We start from the raw sequence: 18,828 nt of genomic DNA, 5'->3' as shown, positions 1-18,828 counted from the left end.
GGCGAACATTACACTCCAGATAAGCCGCCGCAAGGCCTCATTTTCGCCTTTTACTGCAGAAATCCGATGATTTCGCGAACCTCGCTCATGGTCTTTTCCGCCCGCGCCCGGGCACGCTCGCCACCATCGCGAAGGATGGCGTCGATGTGGGCCGTGTCGCCCATCAGGCGGCGCATCTCGCCAGTGATTGGCGACAGAACCTCGACCGCCAGGTCGACCAGGGCCGGCTTGAACACCGAGAACTGCTGGCCACCGAATTCGCCCAGCACTTCTTCCTTGGTCTTGTCGGAAAGGGCCGCATAGATGCCGACGAGGTTTTCCGCCTCGGGGCGTCCCTTGAGGCCGTCGAGCTCGCTCGGGAGCGCATCCGGGTCGGTCTTGGCCTTGCGGATCTTCTTGGAGATGGTTTCGGCATCATCCATCAGGTTGACGCGCGAAAGATCCGACGGATCGGACTTCGACATCTTCTTGGTGCCGTCACGCAGCGACATGACACGCGGCGTTGCGCCGCCGATCAGCGGCTCCACCGGCGGGAAATAGGCATGAACAGGCTCTTCGCCGACGACCATGTCGACGCCGTAGCCACCACGACGGATGTGCTCCATGAAGTCGATATTGAATTTCTGGGCGATGTCGCGCGTCAATTCGAGATGCTGCTTCTGGTCGTCGCCGACAGGAACATGGGTGGCGCGATAGACGAGAATGTCGGCGGCCATCAGGCTCGGATAGGCAAGCAGGCCCAGCGAGGCGTTCTCGCGGTCCTTGCCGGCCTTGTCCTTGAACTGGGTCATCCGGTTCATCCAGCCGATACGGGCGACGCAGTTGAAGATCCACGCGAGTTCCGCATGCTGCGGCACGGCCGACTGATTGAAGACGATATGCTTTTCCGGATCGATGCCGGACGCGATGAAGGCTGCGGCGATCGAGCGGATCTGCCCCTTCAGGTCCTCATGCACGAGCTGCGCGGTGATCGAATGCAGGTCGACGACGCAATAGATGCAATCGTTGTTTTCCTGCAGAGCCACGAACTTGCGGATCGCGCCGAGATAATTACCGAGATGGAGGTTGCCCGTCGGCTGCACACCGGAAAATACGAGCGGCTTGAATTCGTTCATGTCGTCCTCAATAGGCTGGTGGAGGGCCCCAGGGTTCATCACCCATGTTGCTAACGGCATGGCTTATGCACGTCGGGCGGGGCGCGATCAAGTGGTGCGAATCCGAGTGGGCGACGCCGATTAAAATAGGCATCGCCGCTTCATCACCGGATGGTTCAGGCGTCTGCGTCCGGCGCTGGAGCAGGGTCTGCCTTGGCCTTCGCCTTGCGCTTGATGTTGCGGCGGATCATGCCGAGATTAGCGCCGCCGATACCGAAGGCGATCGCGAAATAGATCGCCATGGCGACGGCCACCAGACCGCAGAGCGTGGTTGCGCGCACGATCAACGGCGCTGCCGACGACACTTCGTAGGCCAACCACTGAAGAGCATAATGCAAGGCGAGCGCCATGCCGGCCGCGGCAATGACGAGACGGGGAATGCGGGTCAGAAGCGGAATGTCGCGTCCCCAATGGCCACGCCAGACGAGCATGCCGAACAGCAGCACGGCATTCACCCAGCCGGCAACGATTTCCGCCGTCGCGATGCCGCTTGCGCCCAGCCGCGGAAACAGCGTCAGCGCCAGCGACACGTTCACCGCAACCGAAATGCCGGCAAAGACCATCGGCGTGCGCGTGTCCTCGCGGGCAAAGAAGCCGGGGATGAACGCCTTGATCAGCACGAAAGCCGGCAGGCCGAGGCCGTAGATCGCCAGGATATGGCCGACGACCACCGTCGACGACGCGGAGAATTCACCACGTTCGAACAGCAGCCGGACAATCGGCTCCGACATGACAAGCAAGGCCGCCGCCGCCGGCAACGTCAGAAACAGGGTGAATTCCACCGAGCGGTTCTGCAGGTTCGCGGCCTCGTTGACGTTGCCGGAGCGCAGCGCGCGCGCCAGTTCCGGCAAAAGCACGGTTGCGACCGCAATGCCGACGACGCCGAGCGGCAGCTGGTAGATACGGTCGGCATAGACGAGCGACGACACAGCACCTTCCTGCGCCGAGGCGATGTTGGTGTTGATCAGGAGGTTGATCTGGGTGATGCCGCCGGTGATCGCGGCCGGCAACGCCAGCACCAGCAGCCGCCTGACATTGGCCGTCAGCCGCGGGCGGCGAAAGCCGATCTTGATGCCGGCGTCGCGCACCGCGACCCAGACGATCGCCAATTGCACGAGACCGGCCGCCATCACGCCCCAGGAGAGGCCGTAGCCGACCGCAATCGGATCCTGGCCGATGTACCAGGCATGGCCGAGGATGCCGATGAGGATGATATTGAGGAACACCGGAGCGATCGCCGCGGCGAAATAGCGGTGCAGCGAATTGAGCATTCCCGCCATCATCGCGGCAAGCGACATGCAGGCGAGATAGGGAAACATGATCGTCGCGAAGACGATGGTATTGCCGAGCTTCGCCGGATCATTGGCGAAACCGGGCGCGATCAGGTTGCTGACGATGAACGGCATCGTCAGTTCCATCACCACCGTCAGGAACAACAGCACGGTGAAGAGAACGCCGAAGACTTCTTCGGAGAACCGCCGCGCCCCTTCCATGCCGTTCGCCTCGATCTCCCTGGCAAAAAGCGGCACGAAGGCGGAATTGAATGCGCCCTCGGCAAAGAGCCGGCGAAAGGTGTTGGGCAGGCGGAAGGCGGTGTTGAAGGCATCGGCGACCGGGCCGGTGCCGAGGGCCGCCGCCATGAAGGTTTCGCGGATGAAGCCGAACAGACGGCTGCCGAGCGTGGCGCCGCCGACGGTTGCAAATTTCTTGACCAGACTCATGTTTCGGCTTTTGTCGTTCTTTGAGCGGAGGACGTGCCTACGGCAGGCGCGATGATGCCGGATGGCATCCGGTCTCGAACCTCGTCGGCCTCGTCGGCCATGACGGCCTTGAGGCGGGCGGCGATGTTCATCTGGCGGTTTTCACTGGTGACCTTCTGGCCGACGAGATCGGTGATGTAGAAGGTGTCGATGACCTTCTCGCCGAAGGTGGTGATGTGCGCCGAGGCAATGTCGAGCGAAAGGTCCGACAGGACGGCGGTGATCTCCGACAGCAGGCCGGGACGGTCGAGACACTCGACCTCGATGACCGTGAACTTGTTCGACAGCGTATTGCTGATCGTCACCTCAGGCGTAACAGTGAAGGCCTTGTTGCGCTTCTTGACCTTGGTGCGGCTGGCGATCACCTCCGGCAGCCGCTTGCGACCGGACAGCGCGTCCTCGATCAACCTGCCGATGCTGGCCGCCCGGCGCGTCTCGTCGCCGTCGACGGAAAACTCGCGGTTGACCAGGATCGTATCAAGCGCCCGGCCGTCCGAAGTGGTGAAGATCTGCGCGTCGACGATGTTGGCGCCCGCCGCAGCACAGGCGCCGGCGATGACCGTCAAGAGCCGCGGATGGTCGGGCGACAGCACGGTGATTTCGGTGATCGCATGGAACTGGTGCGTGCGCACCATGGTCGACAGCGCCTTGCCGGCGGCATCCGCCTCGCGGATGAAGCGGGCGTGACGCACCTGATCCTCGAGCGCCACGGTCAGCAGATAGGGTTGATAATGCAGCCGCACATAGGCTTCGCGCTCGCTTGCCGGCCAGTCGGTCAGCGCGTCGCTCAGCATCGTTGCCGCATGGGCAGCGCGCTCCTTGCGCGACAGCTCGGAGAAGCCGCCCGAAAGCAGGAGTTCGGTTTCATAATAGAGTGTACGGAGCAGCTGCCCCTTCCAGCCGTTCCAGACGCCCGGGCCGACGGCGCGGATGTCGCAGACGGTGAGGATCAAGAGCATCTTCAACCGGTCGAGCGACTGCACCCGCTCGGCAAAGTCGACGATGGTCTTGCGATCGTTGAGGTCGCGGGTCTGGGCGACCATCGACATTGTCAGGTGCTCGTCGATCAGCCAGGCGACAAGCTCGGTTTGCTTCGGCGTCAGGCCAAAGCGCGGGCAGAGCCGGCGCGCCACCTTGGCACCGGCGACCGAATGATCCTCCGGCCGACCCTTGGCGATATCGTGCAGAAGCACGGCGACGTAGAGCACCTCGCGGTCCTCGATCCCCGGCATCAGTTTGGCGACCAGCGGGTGGGCGTCCTCCTCGATGCCGCGCTCGACGCGCGAGAGAACGTCGACCGCGCGCAGCAGATGCTCGTCCACCGTATAGTGGTGGTACATGTTGAACTGCATCATCGAGACGATCTTGCCGAAATCCGGAATGAACCGCCCGAGCACGCCCGCTTCGTTCATGCGGCGAAGGATCAGCTCCGGCTTGCGGCGCGAGGTCAGGATCGACAGGAACAGCCGGTTCGCCTCCTCGTTCTCGCGCAGCTGCGGCTTGATCAAGCCGAGCGAGCGCGTCACCTGCCGAAGCGCTGCCGGGTGGAACTCGAGATTGTTGATGTCGGCGATGTGGAAGAAGCGCAAAAGGTTGACCGGATCGCGCTTGAACACATCGGGGCTCGAAAGTGCTATGCGCCCGCCGTCATCGACGAAGTCGAGCGTGCCGGCAATCTTGCGGCTGCGATGGGTGAAGCGGCCGATGATGCCGGAAAGGCCGGGCGCGTCCTTGGCCTGCTGGTCTTCGAGTGCGGCGCAGAAGATGCGGGTGAGATCGCCGACATCCTTGGCCACCAGGAAGTAGTGCTTCATGAAGCGCTCGACCGCCGAAAGGCCGGGGTGGTCGTGATAGCCGAGCGCCTCGGCGATCTCGCGCTGAATGTCGAAGGACAGCCGTTCCTCGGCCTTGCCGGTCAAGAAATGCATGTGGCAACGCACCGCCCAGAGGAAATCCTCCGCCTTCTGGAACAGCTTGTATTCCGTGCGGGAGAGGACGCCGAGCTTGATCAGATCGGCCGAATCCTTGACCCGGTAAAAATACTTGGCGATCCAGAACAGTGTGTGCAGGTCTCGAAGCCCGCCCTTGCCTTCCTTGACGTTGGGCTCGACGAGATAGCGCGTGTCGCCGGCCTTGCGGTGGCGCTCGTCGCGTTCGGCAAGCTTGGCGGCGATGAAGTCCGGCCCGGTGTTGCGCACGATCTCATGGTCGAAGCGCGTTTCGAGTTCAGCCGCCAGCGTTTCGGAACCACAGATATAGCGGGTCTCGAGGATTGCCGTGCGGATCGTCATGTCGGCACGCGAGAGCCGGATGCAGTCCTCGATCGTGCGGGTGGCGTGGCCGACCTTGAAGCCCAGATCCCACAGGATGTAGAGCATGAATTCGATGGCGGGCTCGGCCCAGACGGCCTTCTTCACCGGCAGCAGGAAGAGCAGGTCGATGTCCGAGCCGGGTGCCAGCGTGCCGCGGCCGTAACCGCCAACGGCAGCGACAGCGATGCGGCTTGCCGGGGCTGCATTGGCGGCATCGAAAATCTCGTTGAGCACGAAATCATGCAGCACCGTGATCAGCTGGTCCTGAAGCCAGGAGATACGCTCGGCGCAAAGGATACCGCCGCCATCGCCAGCAAACAGTTCGCGCGCCTTGGCGCGGCCTGCAACATTTGCCTGTTTGAAGGCCGCAAGCAGTGCCTGACGCATCGGTTCGCGCTGCTCGGCGTGGGCCGAGGCGATGAAGTCGCATTTCGCCCGAAGCGCCGCGACGTCGAGAATTTCGGGAAAGGAAGTTTCGTGTCTGCCCATGAAGTGCCGAGGGGCGTCCTGTCCGACTGGTTGCGTGGTCCGCTGCATGAAGAGCATTCCTGCATGCTCCCATCCGATCAAGGCCGAACCGGGACGTTGCAGCATTTCAAAATTAATACAGGCTCATCGCCACGCCCTCGAAAGGCGCGCGGCGCTGTATAGCCTTTTTCACCGACGCATGCACAGGAAAAACGGTATGCCCGTCACCGGGCGCTCAGTTCCTTTTTCAGGGCGTAGAGTGCGTCCAGCGCCTCGCGCGGCGTCATATCGTCGGGGTTGAGTGCCTTCAGCGCCTCGTCAACCCTGGAGTTTCCAGCGGGCTTGGCTTCCTCGCGCCGGATCGCCACCTGGAACAACGGCAGATCGTCGATCAGCTGGCTTGCGGGGTTCTTGCGATCGGCGTCTTCGAGCTTGGCAAGCACGTCCTTGGCCCGAGCCACGACCGAAGCCGGCAGACCGGCAAGACGGGCGACCTGAATACCGTAGGAACGGTCGGCGGCACCCGGCCCGACCTCGTGCAGGAAGATCACGTCGCCGTGCCACTCTTTGACGCGCATGGTCGCATTCGAAAGCCGGCCGAGCTTTTCCGAAAGCACGGTCAGCTCGTGGAAGTGGGTCGCGAACAATCCGCGGCAGCGGTTCGCCTCATGCAGATGCTCGACGGCTGCCCAGGCAATCGACAGACCGTCGAAGGTCGCAGTGCCTCGGCCGATCTCGTCGAGGATCACCAGCGAGCGATCGGTCGCCTGATTGAGGATTGCCGCCGTCTCGACCATCTCGACCATGAAGGTCGAGCGTCCGCGGGCAAGATCGTCGGAGGCGCCGACGCGCGAGAACAGGCGGTCGACAATGCCGATATGGGCGCTTGCGGCGGGAACGAAGGTGCCCATCTGCGCCATGATCGCAATCAGCGCGTTCTGCCTGAGGAAGGTCGACTTACCGCCCATGTTCGGACCGGTCAGAAGCCAGATCGCCCCGCCCTCTTCGCCTGTTGGCGGCGACAGATCGCAGCCATTGGCAACGAAGGCGTTGGACGCCTGACGCTTCAAGGCTTGCTCGACGACGGGATGGCGGCCGCCTTCGATGGCGAACATGCGCGTGTGGTCGACGATGGGGCGAGCATAGTTCTGCTCTTCGGCAAGCGTCGCGAGGCCAGCCGAAACGTCGACGGTCGCAAGCGCCAGCGCCGCAGCCTTGATGATTTCGGCCGCCGCCACGACGTCTGATGTCATCGCCTCGAACGCGGCAAGCTCGATCGACAGCGCCCGGTCGGCCGCATTGGCGATCTTGCTCTCAAGCTCGGCAAGCGCTGTCGTGGTGAAGCGCATCGCGTTCGCCATGGTCTGGCGATGGATGAAGCGGGCGCGGCCCTCGTCGGTGTCGGTCATCGAGCCGGCATTGCCCGCCGTCACCTCGATGAAATAGCCGAGCACGTTGTTGTGCTTGATCTTCAGCGACTTGATGCCGGTCTCTTCGGAATATTGCAGCTGCAGCCCGGCGATAACCCGGCGTGACTGGTCGCGCAGCCCCCGCACCTCGTCGAGATCGGCACTTGCCCCTTCCCGCAGGAAGCCGCCGTCGCGCTTCAGAAGCGGCAATTCGTCGGCAAGCATCGTATCGAGGTGGTCGAGGACGGCCGATGGCAGGGCATCGATCGCCGCCCGTGCCTCGACAAGCTCCTCAGACAGATTGCCGGAAGCCATCAGCCGGGAGATCGTTGCCGCTGCCTTGAGGCCCGCCTGGATGGCGCCGAGGTCGCGCGGGCCGCCGCGGCCAAGCGCCAGCCGCGACAACGCACGCGGCATGTCGGGGGCGCGACGAAGAGAATCGCGCAGATCGCCGGCAAAGGAGGGCTGGCTGGCCAGAATCTCGATCGAATCCAGCCGCTGGTTGATGCGATCGGGATCGGTCAGCGGTGACATCAGCCGTTCGGCCAGGAGCCGCGCTCCGCCGCTCGTCACGGTTCGGTCGAGCGCTTTCAAAAGCGTGCCTTCGCGGGCGCCCGACAGGGTTTTGACGAGCTCGAGGTTGGCCCGCGTCGCCGGATCGATGAACAATGTCGAGGCAGCGCTCTCACGCTCGGGTGTGCCGAGAGCCGGACGTTCGGCAAGCTGGGTCTTTTCGACATAGGAGATGGCAGCGGATGCCGCCGCCAGTTCGGCGCGCGAAAAGCTGCCGAAACCATCGAGCGTCTTGACGCCGAAGTAGCGGGCGATGCGGCCCTCGGCCGTGGCGCTGTCGAACAGCACGCCCGGCTGCGGCACGGCCACCCGGCCGAGCACGTCGAACACGGGACGCAGTTCCGGGTCGTGGAAGACGGTGTCGGCGAGGATCAGTTCGCGCGGCTCGATGCGCAGGATGTCGGCGAGCAACCGGCTCTCACCGGTTTCGGCGAGCCTGAAGATGCCGGTCGAGATATCGATCCAGGCCAGCGCATAGGCCGGCTCCGAACCGCTCTTGATGCGGGCGAGCGCCATCAGATAGTTGGTCTCCGAGGGCGAAAGCAGCTTCTCCTCGGTGATCGTCCCCGGTGTCACCAGCCGGACGACGTCGCGGCGCACGACTGATTTGCTGCCGCGCTTCTTGGCTTCGGCAGGATCCTCGACCTGCTCGCAGACCGCGACGCGAAAGCCGAGACCGATCAGTTTCTGCAGATAATCGTCGGCCGCATGCACCGGCACGCCGCACATCGGGATTTCCTGTCCCATATGCTGGCCGCGTTTCGTCAGCGTGATGCCGAGCGCCCGCGAGGCTTCGACTGCGTCCTGGAAGAACAGCTCGTAGAAGTCGCCCATGCGGTAGAAAAGCAGCGAATCCGGGTTGTTCGCCTTGATCTCGATGAACTGCTCCATCATCGGCGTCGCCGTGGAGCGGCTCTCCTCGGTCGCCAGTTCGGCTGCAGAAAACACCTCGCCGGAGCGGCTCGATTGGTCTGTCACGAAATTCATGATTGTCCCGAAAAAAGAGATGGCACACTATCCGCAAGCAATTATAGACGACAACCATAAAGAGACGCCCCGACAGGGTCGCCCACAGGAGGATAGAGGAAACATGCCGGCCACCGACAAGACCGATCGCACTATGACGAGCGTCACCGCGCAGGAAGCGCTCGATTTTCACTCGCAGGGTCGTCCCGGAAAGCTGGAGATTTCCCCCACCAAGGCCATGGCCACGCAACGCGACCTGTCGCTCGCTTATTCACCGGGCGTTGCAGTGCCGGTCCTGGCGATCGCCGAGGATCCCGCCACCGCCTACGATTACACGACACGCGGCAACATGGTCGCGGTCATCTCCAACGGCACGGCCATCCTCGGCCTCGGCAATCTCGGAGCGCTCGCCTCCAAGCCGGTCATGGAAGGCAAGGCGGTGCTGTTTAAGCGCTTCGCCGACGTCGATTCGATCGACCTTGAGGTCGACACCGAGAACGTCGACGAGTTCATCAACTGCGTGCGCTTCCTCGGCCCCTCCTTCGGCGGCATCAACCTCGAGGACATTAAGGCGCCGGACTGTTTCATCATCGAGCAGAAGCTGCGCGAGGTCATGGACATTCCAGTGTTCCATGACGACCAGCACGGCACAGCGATCATCGCAGCCGCCGGCCTCATCAACGCGCTGACGTTGACCGGACGCGACTTCAAGACCACCAAGCTCGTCTGCAACGGCGCCGGCGCCGCGGCCATCGCCTGCATCGAGCTCATCAAGGCGATGGGCTTCAACCCGGAAAACGTCACCCTCTGCGACACCAAGGGCGTGATCTTCCAGGGCCGCACCGAAGGCATGAACCAGTGGAAGTCGGCGCATGCGGTCAAGACCGACCGCCGCACGCTTGCCGAAGCGCTCGAGGGTGCTGACGTGGTCTTCGGCCTTTCGGCCAAGGGCGCGCTGTCGGAGGACATGGTCCGCTCGATGGCGCCGCGGCCGATCATCTTCGCCATGGCCAACCCGGATCCGGAAATCACCCCGGAAGAGGTCGCCCGCATCCGCGACGACGCGATCGTCGCGACCGGCCGTTCGGACTACCCAAACCAGGTCAACAACGTACTCGGCTTCCCCTATATCTTCCGCGGCGCGCTCGACGTGCGCGCCTCGACGATCAACGACGCGATGAAGATCGCCGCGGCGGAAGCGCTCGCAAGCCTCGCCAAGGAAGACGTGCCGGACGATGTCGCGGCCGCCTACCAGGGCAACCGCCCGCGCTTCGGCGCGCAGTACATCATCCCGGTTCCCTTCGACCCGAGGCTGATCTCGGCGATCCCGATGGCCGTTGCCAAGGCGGCGATGGAAACCGGCGTCGCACGCAAGCCGATCGTCGATCTCGAAGCCTATGGCCGCCAGCTTTCCGCCCGCCGCGACCCGATTGCCTCGACGCTGCAACGGATCTACGAGCGCGTCCGGCGCCAGCCGAAGCGCATCGTCTTTGCCGAAGGTGAAGAAGTGCAGGTCATGCGCTCGGCGATCGCCTATGCCAACCAGCAGCTCGGCACCGCGATCCTGCTCGGCCGCGAGGACCGCATGCGCGAGACCGCGGAGCGCGAGGGCATCGATCTCGACCGCCCCGGCATCCAAATCGTCAATGCCCGGGTTTCCAAGCGGGTCGGAGCCTATACCGACTACCTCTACGCGCGCCTGCAGCGCAAGGGCTCCCTGTTCCGCGATGCCCAGCGCCTGATCAACAACGACCGCAACCACTTCGCCGCGTGCATGGTCGCGCTCGGGGATGCCGACGGCATGGTCACGGGCATAACCCGCAACTATTCGACGGCGCTTGACGATGTGCGCCGCTGCATCGACCCGAAGCCGGGCCACCGGGTCATCGGCGTGTCGATCGCCCTCTGCCGCGGCCGCACCGTTCTGGTCGCCGACACGGCCGTACACGACATGCCGTCGTCGGAAGAACTCGCCGATATCGCCGAGGAAGCAGCCGGCCTCGCCAAGCGCCTCGGCTACGTGCCGCGGGTGGCGATGCTGGCCTATTCGACCTTCGGCCATCCCTCGGGCGAACGCTCGGAGCGGGTGCGCGAGGCGGTCAACATTCTCGACAAGCGCCGTGTCGACTTCGAATATGACGGCGAGATGGCCGCCGACGTGGCGCTCAATTCGCGGGTGATGGAGCAGTATCCCTTCTGCCGCCTTTCAGGCCCTGCCAACGTGCTCGTCATGCCGGCGTTCCACTCCGCCTCGATCTCGACGAAGATGCTGCAGGAACTCGGCGGCTCGACCGTCATCGGTCCCCTGCTCGTCGGTTTCGACAAATCGGTGCAGATCGTTTCGATGTCGGCGAAGGATTCCGACATCGTCAACATGGCGGCAATCGCTGCCTACAACGCCGGAATGTAGACTCGGTAATTGATGTCCGATTTCGGGACACACCCTGCTCCAGCGATGAACAGGGTGTGTCGAGCCGATGCAGAAACAGCATGGATCTGCATACAAAAGAAGAGCTCGACACCCTTGGGAAAGGGGTCGAGCTCAATACATGATGGAAGACTTACTTCCAGTGCGATGAAAATAATATGGAGACAGAGCGCAATATACGCCAATCTCATATGAAGCTGGCGGTTCTCTCCGTTATTTATTCTATAATTTCGTCATGAAACAAAATTACTTCTTGACAAGACTAGTCCATCTTTCGACATCGAAAGTCAAACCCATCCTTAATATCTGGTTAATTGCGTCAAGCGCCTGTCAGGATACAGACGTGGCAAACCGCCCGGCATCCGCACCGTAGTAATTGAGATAGCGGCCGGAGATGTTGCTGATCGGCAGAACGATCAGCACGTCGGTGGTGCGGAACGCATGGTCGACCACCGCGCCGTCGCCGACCATGGCCCCAAGGCGCATGTAGCCCTTGATCAGCGGCGGCAAGGCGGCCAGAGCCTTCTTCGGATTGATGGCCTCTACCGGCATCATGTCCATGGTCCGGTGCAGTTCGGGGCGGGCGCCGACGGCCCATTCGTCGCGAGCAAGGATATTGTGGTGAAGGAAGGAAAGCGCCAGCGCATGTTCGGCGGGGACGACGCCTGGAAACGATCCGCAGCCGAACATGGCATCGACACCGTATCTCAGAGCATAGGCCCAGTTACCCTGCCAGAGCAGTTCCACGGTGCGCTTCGTGCGGTAATCCGGCAGCACGCAGGAGCGTCCGAGCTCCATGAAGCGCTTGCTGGAGTGGCGGGAGAGAAGTGCTCCGACATCGAATTCCGAAGCGGAATAGAAGCCGCCGGCGCGCTCGGCCACGTCCTGGCGCAGCAGGCGGTAGGTGCCGACGATCTGGTCTTCCGGATCACCCTCGATCGCCGTGTCGAGCACAAGCAGATGATCACAGATCGCGTCCCAGCTGTCGACGTCGCGCTTGCGACGGTCGGCGTCCGGCCCGACCTGCGCCTTCATTTCCTCGACAAAAACCTTGTAGCGCACCGCCTGCGCCGCATCGATCTCCGATGCGCTGCGTGCAAGCCGGGTCTCAAGATTAGCTATTCGGCCGAGAACGTCGGTCGCCGGGGCGGTCATTGTCTTGCCGACGCAAGCTTGAGAAGTGTCTACCACGCTCGTCGAATCCAGAAGGTCGATCGTCATCCGCGTCATCCCGAATCATTCGTATCTGCCGGGCTTAGACCACGTTTCTGCAACAACATAGTGACATGAAAACGGAGCACAACCCCCCGCTCGGGCGTTGATACCGTTACGACTTGAGCGCTTACCGTATCTCGAGAAGGCGGCTTATTTCAGCCATCAACCACTGCGGATCCGCCGGCTTGGGCAGTACGACGTCGGCGCCGGCCGCGACAAGTCTGTCCCTGATCTCCAGCCGTGCATCGGACGTCAGCACGATCACCGGAAGGCGCCGGCCCGGCCGCATCGCTTCGTTCTCCCGCAGGCGTTTCAGCATCGAAAATCCGTCGCCGCCCGGCATGTTGAGATCGGTGACGACCAGTTCCGGCATCGCCTGGACCTGATCGCCGGTCCCGGAGAGGATCTGATCGACGGCGCCAAAATCCGTCACCAGCCGGACCGTCTGTCCGGCGCGCTCCAGCACCGTGCGCACGATCAGCGCATTGACCGGATCGTCCTCCGCCAAAAGGATGCAGCGCGGGCTCTGCCTGGCGGGCGCAATTGTCGGTTCCTCGCGAAGGATCGGCCGGTTGTCGTTGATGGCATCGCGCTTCTCGATACCCTTCAACCGTCCGAGCAGGACTTCGACCAGCGACTTCTCGCGCAACGGGCGGATCAGCCAAGCCTCGTAACCGTCCATCTGATCGACAGGGTGATTGTTGCGCTCCTCCGGGTTGATCAGGTAGGTCCGGCGCACGTCGAGGCGCGCGACGGCCGGCTGCAAGGCGAGAATCTGCTTGAACTGACCGGCGTGGCGGTGATCGACGATGATATCGGTCAATGGCGCGCCGCCGGAAAGAACATCCGAGATGACGTTCTGGGCGGCGGCCAGCGTCGTTGCCCGATGGCAACGCCCGCCGAGCGTGGCGATGGTGGCAGAGAGTGCCGCGGATGCTGGCCCATCCGGCGCCATCACCAGGACATGCGATTGGGCGAGCCTCTGGCGCCGCTCCGGCGCTACCCGCTCGACTTCGGCGAGTGGCAGGCGGATCTCGAAGCGGCTGCCGCGGCCGGACGCGCTCGACGCTGTCAGGCTGCCGCCGCAGGCCTGCATGATCCGGCGCGAGATCGCCAGTCCGAGCCCCGTACCCTTGGCGCGCTGCTCGTGATTGCCGGCCTGTTCGAACTCTTCAAAGATGCGTTTCAGTTCGTCGCCCGACATGCCGGGACCGGTGTCGTCGATGAGGATTTGCACGCAATCCTCGACGATGTCGGCACTGACAAAAACACCGCCGACCTCCGTGAACTTCACAGCATTGCCGATGACATTGAACAGCACCTGGCGCAGGCGGGCTGCATCGAACTCCATCAGCGCCGGCACGTCGGCCGTCACGGTAGCCCCGATCTCGATGCCCTTTTCATGCGCGCGGTTGGAAAGCATCTCGACGACGCTCTCGATCACGCCGCGCGGATCCTGTCGCGAGGGCCGGAACTGGAAACGCCCTGAAGACAGCGACGAGAAATCGATCAGGTCCTCGACGAGCTGTACCAGGGCATGGCCGGACTGCTGCATGCCGGCAAGATAGTTCTTCTGCTCGCTCGACAGCCGGGTCTGGCCGAGCAGATGGCTCATGCCGAGGATGCCGGACAGCGGCGTGCGGATTTCATGGCTGACGGTTGCAAGCAGCCGCGATTTCGCCTGGCTCGCGTCCTCGGCGCGGCGGCGCGCGTCTTCACGTTCACGTGCAGCACGGGCTTCCTCCGTCACATCGCGCGCGATGCTGTGGCGCATCAGCCGACCGTTCGCCGGATCCCGGGCGATGACATCGTGCCAATCGTAGAGGCGCAGCCCTTCGGATGCGGCAATCAGCACGAGGTAGTGATTGGGTTCGATCTTCGGTTCGAAGTTCAGGCCGATGGCGGCACAAGTCAGCCCCCTGGCATCATCGATGCCGCAGGCGCGATGAAAGGCGGCATTGGCATGGACGATCTTGCCATCCATGCCGCGCATGATCGCCAGATCTCCGAGCGCATCGTGGATGGTCGAAAGCAGCGCCGAAGTTTCCTGGCGATCCCAGTCGCCATCGTGCCTTGCCTCCACGCACTGTCTATCGCTGTCGGCGGCCCTGATGCCATCGGCGATCAGGAGCAACACGCCCGCAAGGCCGGCCGCCGCAACCGCCGCGGAAAACAGATAAAGACCGGCGGCGATACCGAGCGCAAGCACGAGGCCAGAGGCGATGACCCCCAAAGATGCCAGCGAAAGACGACGCAGGGAGTAGGCCGATGCCACGGGCTTCGACACCGATCCGATGCCGTCCGCCCTGCCGGCAGCGGACATCGCACCGCTGGTTCGGGCTTGTGCACCGAAACCGGATTCGATCTGCTCTAGCAATCGTGACGGCTCGCTCATGCCATTCAGCTAACACGGCAAGCGTTCCGAATGGCTTCAGCGCATCGATAAAATCTTAGCGGTTTGCCTTTTTCGCCTGCAGCAGCTCGTCGAGAATGATCGCGCCGGCGCCAACGGTGATGAAACTGTCGGCCAGGTTGAAGACCGCGAAAGACCACGTCTGCGTATGGAAGAGGATGTAGTCGATGACGTAGCCGAAGATCAGCCGGTCGACGAGGTTGCCGAGCGCACCGGCAATGATCAAGGCGTAGCCGAAATGCGCGAAGAACCTGTCCTTCGGCGTGCGCCGCCACAGCCACAGAACGAAGGCAACGACGACAAGGCGCATGCCGACGATGAACCAGCCTTCCATGCCCGACAGCATCGAGAAGGCGACGCCGTAATTGTAGGTGCGGTAGAGCGCCAGCATCGGCACGACCGGAACCGCCTCATTGAACGGCAGATAGGATTCGACCAGATATTTGATCAGCTGGTCGGCGGCGAGCGCGAGGGCGATGAAGACCGCGATCGGGAGCGGCCGCGAAAACAATACCTGCTTTTCGCTCATGCGCCGGCATCCAGCGCCAGCAGATGACGTCGCGCCTCAAACAGCATGATGCCGGTGGCGATCGCCAGGTTGAGGGAATCGGCACGCCCCGCCTGCGGAATGCGGGCCAGCGCTCCGGCCTCACGGGCAAGCTCTTCCGGAAGGCCAGCCTGTTCGTTGCCCATCAGCAACACGACCGGTTTCGACTTGTAGTCGATCGTCCGGTAGTCGACCGAACCGGCCAGATGCGTGGCGACGACCTTTACACCGGCCTGCTTCTGCCATTTGACGAAGTCATCGGCGCTGGCGCGCACGACCGGCATGGCGAAGACCGAGCCCATCGTCGCCCGCACCGTCTCGAGCGAGAACGGATCGGTCGTTTCCCCGACGAGAATGATGCCGGAGGCACCGGCCGCATCGGCCGTGCGGATAATCGTGCCGAGATTACCCGGATCGCGAACACGGTCGAGCGCCACATAGGTTTCGCCGAGCTGCGGGCGGATCTCCTTCAGCGCCCGGTAGCGCTGCTCGAAGATGCCGACGACCATCTGCGGATTGTCGCGCCGGGTGATCGTCGAGAGCACCTTTTCGCTGACCTCGAGCACCAGACCGCCCCGGGCAAAGGTCTTTGCTGCGACCTGTTCCACATGCGGCTTGCCCTTGGCCGCCTTGGCGTAGATCAGCGTCTTGATCTTCCAGCCGAGATCGAGCGCATCGATCACCAGTTTCAAGCCTTCGGCCATGAAGGACCGTGTCTCGTCGCGGTGCTTCTTCTGCGCCAGCAACTTGATGTCCTTGATAATAGGATTGGTGAGGCTGGTGACTTCCTTCACCTGTCCGACGCGGCCTGCGCCGTGTTCGCTTCTGTCATTGCTCATTACGGCACCCAGCGGCTGAAGAGAGAAGTCGAAAGCGCCCGTCCCGGCTCGTGGCCGTCAAGGCCGCCTTCGCGGATGATGAGTTCGCCCGATTCCACCCGGCCGCCGCGGCCGCGCATCGTCTCGCGCATCAGTTCATGGATCGAGTAGAAGCTGGCGCGGATCGAATAGGCGGTCAGCACTAGGCCGCGCGCTTCGGGCGACAGGATTTCGCGGCAGATGTCGAGCATCGCAGCCAGGTGGTCGAAAAGCTGCCAGACCTCGCCGTTCGGACCGCGGCCGAACTTTGGCGGGTCGGTCAGGATGATGTCATAGCGGCTGCCGCGACGTTCCTCGCGCTGAATGAACTTCATCGCGTCGTCGCAGATCCAGCGGATCGGCAGCTTTTCGGCGCGCGCCAGCGCCTGGTTTTCCCGGGCCCAGCCAATCGCCTTCTTCGAGGCGTCGACATGGGTGACCTCGGCACCGGCCTTGGCGGCGATCAGCGAGGCGACCCCGGTATAACCGAACAGGTTGAGGACCTTCAGGGGGCGGCGGGCCGCCTCTACCTGGTCCTTCACCCAGCTCCAGTGGGCGAGCTGCTCGGGAAACACGCCGACATGGCGGAAGGACGTGAAGCGGCCATGGAATTCGGTGCCGAGAAGCTGCATCGGCCAGGTCTCGCCAAGAACGGCGCCGGGAAAGCGCCAGCGGCCCATGCCGTCCTCGTCGGTGTCGCCGGTGAAGATTGCGTCGGCATTCTCCCATACACTGGCGGGCAGGGTACGCGGCCAAAGCGCCTGCGCCTCGGGGCGCACGATGCGATAGGGTCCGTACTGCTCAAGCTTTTCGCCGGCGCCGCTGTCGATCAGATGATAGCCGGAAACACCCGACGTTTCGAGAATGAGCGGCACCTGTTCGCCCGGCTTGTCGCCGGTGCGCCGTGGGATGACGCGCGCCGGTGCCTCGTTTTCGGGCTGTGCCCGCGGAGGCCGCTCGCGCGGCTCTGCAACTTTCGCCGTTGCCTGGATGGTGGCCCGTTCTTTGAAATCGCCCGACTTGGCAAACGGTGGACGCTTCTTTTCATGGCGGCCACCGCCACGCGCCTCGGCACCACGGCCCTTCGCCGTCGTCACGGAGGCATTCTTCGACCGCCGGTCCTTTTCCTTCACGCTGAGATCCCTGGGCTTTGTTTTGTCACGAGGCGCTACCCTCCCGGATATCGGATGTAAACGGGCCTGCACCATGAGGTATGCCGCCGCACCCCGGATTTCGAGGCGAAGCTTTTTCTGTTGGTGCAAATAGCACCGCTCATGCTCTTGGCAAAGCCGTTTCCGATTTGCCAAGATCGGTGCGGAAGCGACACTTGCATAATTCCACCGTCCGGCATCAACTTACGGACAGGATTGTAAAGCGAATTCAAAAGATTACATCAACCTCGCGCGTCCTTGTCGACGCACGGCACCGTCAGTGGGAGGAAAGCGCATGGACATGACCGGCGAAGAACGCATCTCGGCACCGCGCGATGCCGTGTGGCGCGGCCTCAACGATCCGGAAATCCTCAAGCGTTGCATCCCGGGCTGTCAGTCGATCGAGATGAAATCTCCGACCGAGCTTTCGGCCGTCGTCAAGATCAAGATCGGGCCGGTCTCGGCCTCCTTTACCGGCGACGTCATCCTGTCGAACCTCAACCCGCCCGAAAGCTACACGATCTCCGGTGAGGGAAAGGGCGGCATTGCCGGTTTTGCCAAGGGTGGCGCGGATGTGACCCTGGTCGACGACGGTGCGGAGACGCTGCTGCGCTACGACGTCAAGGCGCAGATCGGCGGAAAGCTAGCGCAGCTCGGATCCCGGCTGGTCGATTCGACCGCCAAGAAGCTGGCGCAGCAGTTCTTCACGGATTTCGGCGCAGCGATCGGCGGCCCGGCGGAAGCGGCCGGCTGAAGGGCATGGCCGCCCTGCCATTCAGTTCTGCGGGGCGGCGAGTGTCGCCTGGGTGGCCAGCTTCTCTGCCTGGCTGCGGTGCTTTTCGGCTTCGCGATGCCATTTCAGCGCCTCGGTCGCTTCATTGCGCGCACGCCGACGGTACTTGCCCTGGCTAAACCAGGTCGCGGCGGCACCCAGAATCAACCCGACGACGACGGCAAGAAACAGGAAAACAAAGAACGGCGCGCTCACGGACAGCACGCTGTCTTCGGGCCGGAACGGATTGAGGGCCAGCGTGACGCTCTGGCGATTGGCGACGCTGAGCACGATCAGAATGACGCCGACCGGGATGAGAACGATGATGTTGACCAGTTTCTTGAGCATTCAGCCGCTCCAGTTTTCCGGATCATCGACAGGCCTTGGCAGCGATGGCGACAATCCGGACTCATGACGATCGGGCGGGATGATCAGTCTTCATCGTCCCCGTTCATGCCCGGGTTCAGCCGCTCGCGCAGCTCCTTGCCGGTCTTGAAGAACGGCACCCACTTTTCCTCGACAAAAACCGAATCGCCGGTGCGCGGATTGCGACCGGAGCGCGACGGCCGGTTCTTGACGGAGAAAGCACCGAAACCGCGCAGTTCGACACGGTTTCCGGCAGCCAGCGCATCTGTGATCTCATCGAGCACCGCGTTGACGATGTTTTCGACGTCGCGGTGATAGAGATGCGGATTGCGAGCTGCAACAATCTGCACCAGTTCTGACTTGATCACTGTCGCCCCCTTAAATTCTTGTTTGTTTTGCTTTTTCGGTCTGCATTGTGATTGCCGCAAGAATATGGC

At 62.9% G+C, this 18,828-nt stretch carries 13 protein-coding genes; 2 read left to right on the top strand and 11 right to left on the bottom strand.

What is annotated here, in order from left to right; genetic code table 11:
- Positions 1-50: 50 nt before the first annotated feature.
- The 4 genes from trpS to mutS all read right to left on the bottom strand — a co-directional run bounded on the left by trpS (position 51) and on the right by mutS (position 8,663).
- A complete protein-coding gene (gene trpS, locus C6558_RS01725) occupies positions 51-1,115 on the bottom strand; it encodes a tryptophan--tRNA ligase (protein ID WP_057204292.1) in 1,065 nt (354 codons plus the stop codon).
- A gap of 155 nt (positions 1,116-1,270) precedes the next feature.
- Positions 1,271-2,875: a murein biosynthesis integral membrane protein MurJ gene (gene murJ, locus C6558_RS01720; protein WP_025425700.1), complete on the bottom strand. Its 1,605-nt coding sequence runs from the start codon at positions 2,873-2,875 to the stop codon at positions 1,271-1,273.
- The gene (locus C6558_RS01715; RefSeq protein ID WP_025425699.1) at positions 2,872-5,715 is read right to left on the bottom strand and encodes a [protein-PII] uridylyltransferase; all 2,844 of its coding nucleotides are present in this window, start codon (positions 5,713-5,715) and stop codon (positions 2,872-2,874) included. The genes murJ and C6558_RS01715 overlap by 4 nt, the downstream gene beginning before the upstream one ends.
- A 203-nt stretch (positions 5,716-5,918) precedes the next feature.
- The gene (gene mutS, locus C6558_RS01710; RefSeq protein WP_025425698.1) at positions 5,919-8,663 is read right to left on the bottom strand and encodes a DNA mismatch repair protein MutS; all 2,745 of its coding nucleotides are present in this window, start codon (positions 8,661-8,663) and stop codon (positions 5,919-5,921) included.
- 103 nt (positions 8,664-8,766) lie between these two features.
- On the opposite strand from mutS, the gene C6558_RS01705 reads away from it, so the two are divergent.
- Positions 8,767-11,052 (top strand): NADP-dependent malic enzyme, encoded by a 2,286-nt coding sequence (locus C6558_RS01705; protein WP_025425697.1) that lies wholly within the window; start codon positions 8,767-8,769, stop codon positions 11,050-11,052.
- A 348-nt stretch (positions 11,053-11,400) separates the two neighbouring features.
- Here the strand turns inward: C6558_RS01705 and C6558_RS01695 are convergent, their stop codons facing one another.
- The 5 genes from C6558_RS01695 to C6558_RS01675 form a co-directional block, all read right to left on the bottom strand.
- On the bottom strand, positions 11,401-12,291 hold the full coding sequence (locus C6558_RS01695; protein WP_025425695.1) for a GNAT family N-acetyltransferase: 891 nt from the start codon (positions 12,289-12,291) through the stop codon (positions 11,401-11,403).
- Between the two features lie 121 nt (positions 12,292-12,412).
- Positions 12,413-14,680 (bottom strand): hybrid sensor histidine kinase/response regulator, encoded by a 2,268-nt coding sequence (locus tag C6558_RS01690; RefSeq protein WP_025425694.1) that lies wholly within the window; start codon positions 14,678-14,680, stop codon positions 12,413-12,415.
- A gap of 55 nt (positions 14,681-14,735) precedes the next feature.
- Entirely contained in the window at positions 14,736-15,227 is a 492-nt protein-coding gene (gene lspA, locus C6558_RS01685) for a signal peptidase II (protein ID WP_025425693.1), read from the bottom strand.
- Positions 15,224-16,084: an RNA methyltransferase gene (locus C6558_RS01680; protein ID WP_025425692.1), complete on the bottom strand. Its 861-nt coding sequence runs from the start codon at positions 16,082-16,084 to the stop codon at positions 15,224-15,226. The genes lspA and C6558_RS01680 overlap by 4 nt, the downstream gene beginning before the upstream one ends.
- Positions 16,084-17,235: a class I SAM-dependent rRNA methyltransferase gene (locus tag C6558_RS01675; RefSeq protein ID WP_025425691.1), complete on the bottom strand. Its 1,152-nt coding sequence runs from the start codon at positions 17,233-17,235 to the stop codon at positions 16,084-16,086. The genes C6558_RS01680 and C6558_RS01675 overlap by 1 nt, the downstream gene beginning before the upstream one ends.
- Positions 17,236-17,548: 313 nt before the next feature.
- On the opposite strand from C6558_RS01675, the gene C6558_RS01670 reads away from it, so the two are divergent.
- Positions 17,549-18,007, top strand: coding sequence for a carbon monoxide dehydrogenase subunit G (locus C6558_RS01670; protein WP_025425690.1), 459 nt, complete (start codon positions 17,549-17,551; stop codon positions 18,005-18,007).
- A gap of 21 nt (positions 18,008-18,028) precedes the next feature.
- Here C6558_RS01670 and C6558_RS01665 read toward each other — a convergent pair whose 3' ends face one another.
- Complete coding sequence (locus C6558_RS01665; RefSeq protein WP_025425689.1) at positions 18,029-18,373, bottom strand: hypothetical protein; 345 nt, start codon at positions 18,371-18,373, stop codon at positions 18,029-18,031.
- Between the two features lie 83 nt (positions 18,374-18,456).
- Positions 18,457-18,759 (bottom strand): integration host factor subunit beta, encoded by a 303-nt coding sequence (locus C6558_RS01660; protein ID WP_025425688.1) that lies wholly within the window; start codon positions 18,757-18,759, stop codon positions 18,457-18,459.
- Positions 18,760-18,828 lie beyond the last annotated feature (69 nt).

The sequence above is a fragment of the Ensifer sp. NM-2 genome, from assembly GCF_003024455.1.
Classification (GTDB): Bacteria; Pseudomonadota; Alphaproteobacteria; order Rhizobiales; family Rhizobiaceae; genus Ensifer; species Ensifer canadensis.
The sequence above is the reverse complement of the archived record's forward strand: the minus strand, read 5'-3'. Positions and strand labels throughout refer to the sequence as shown.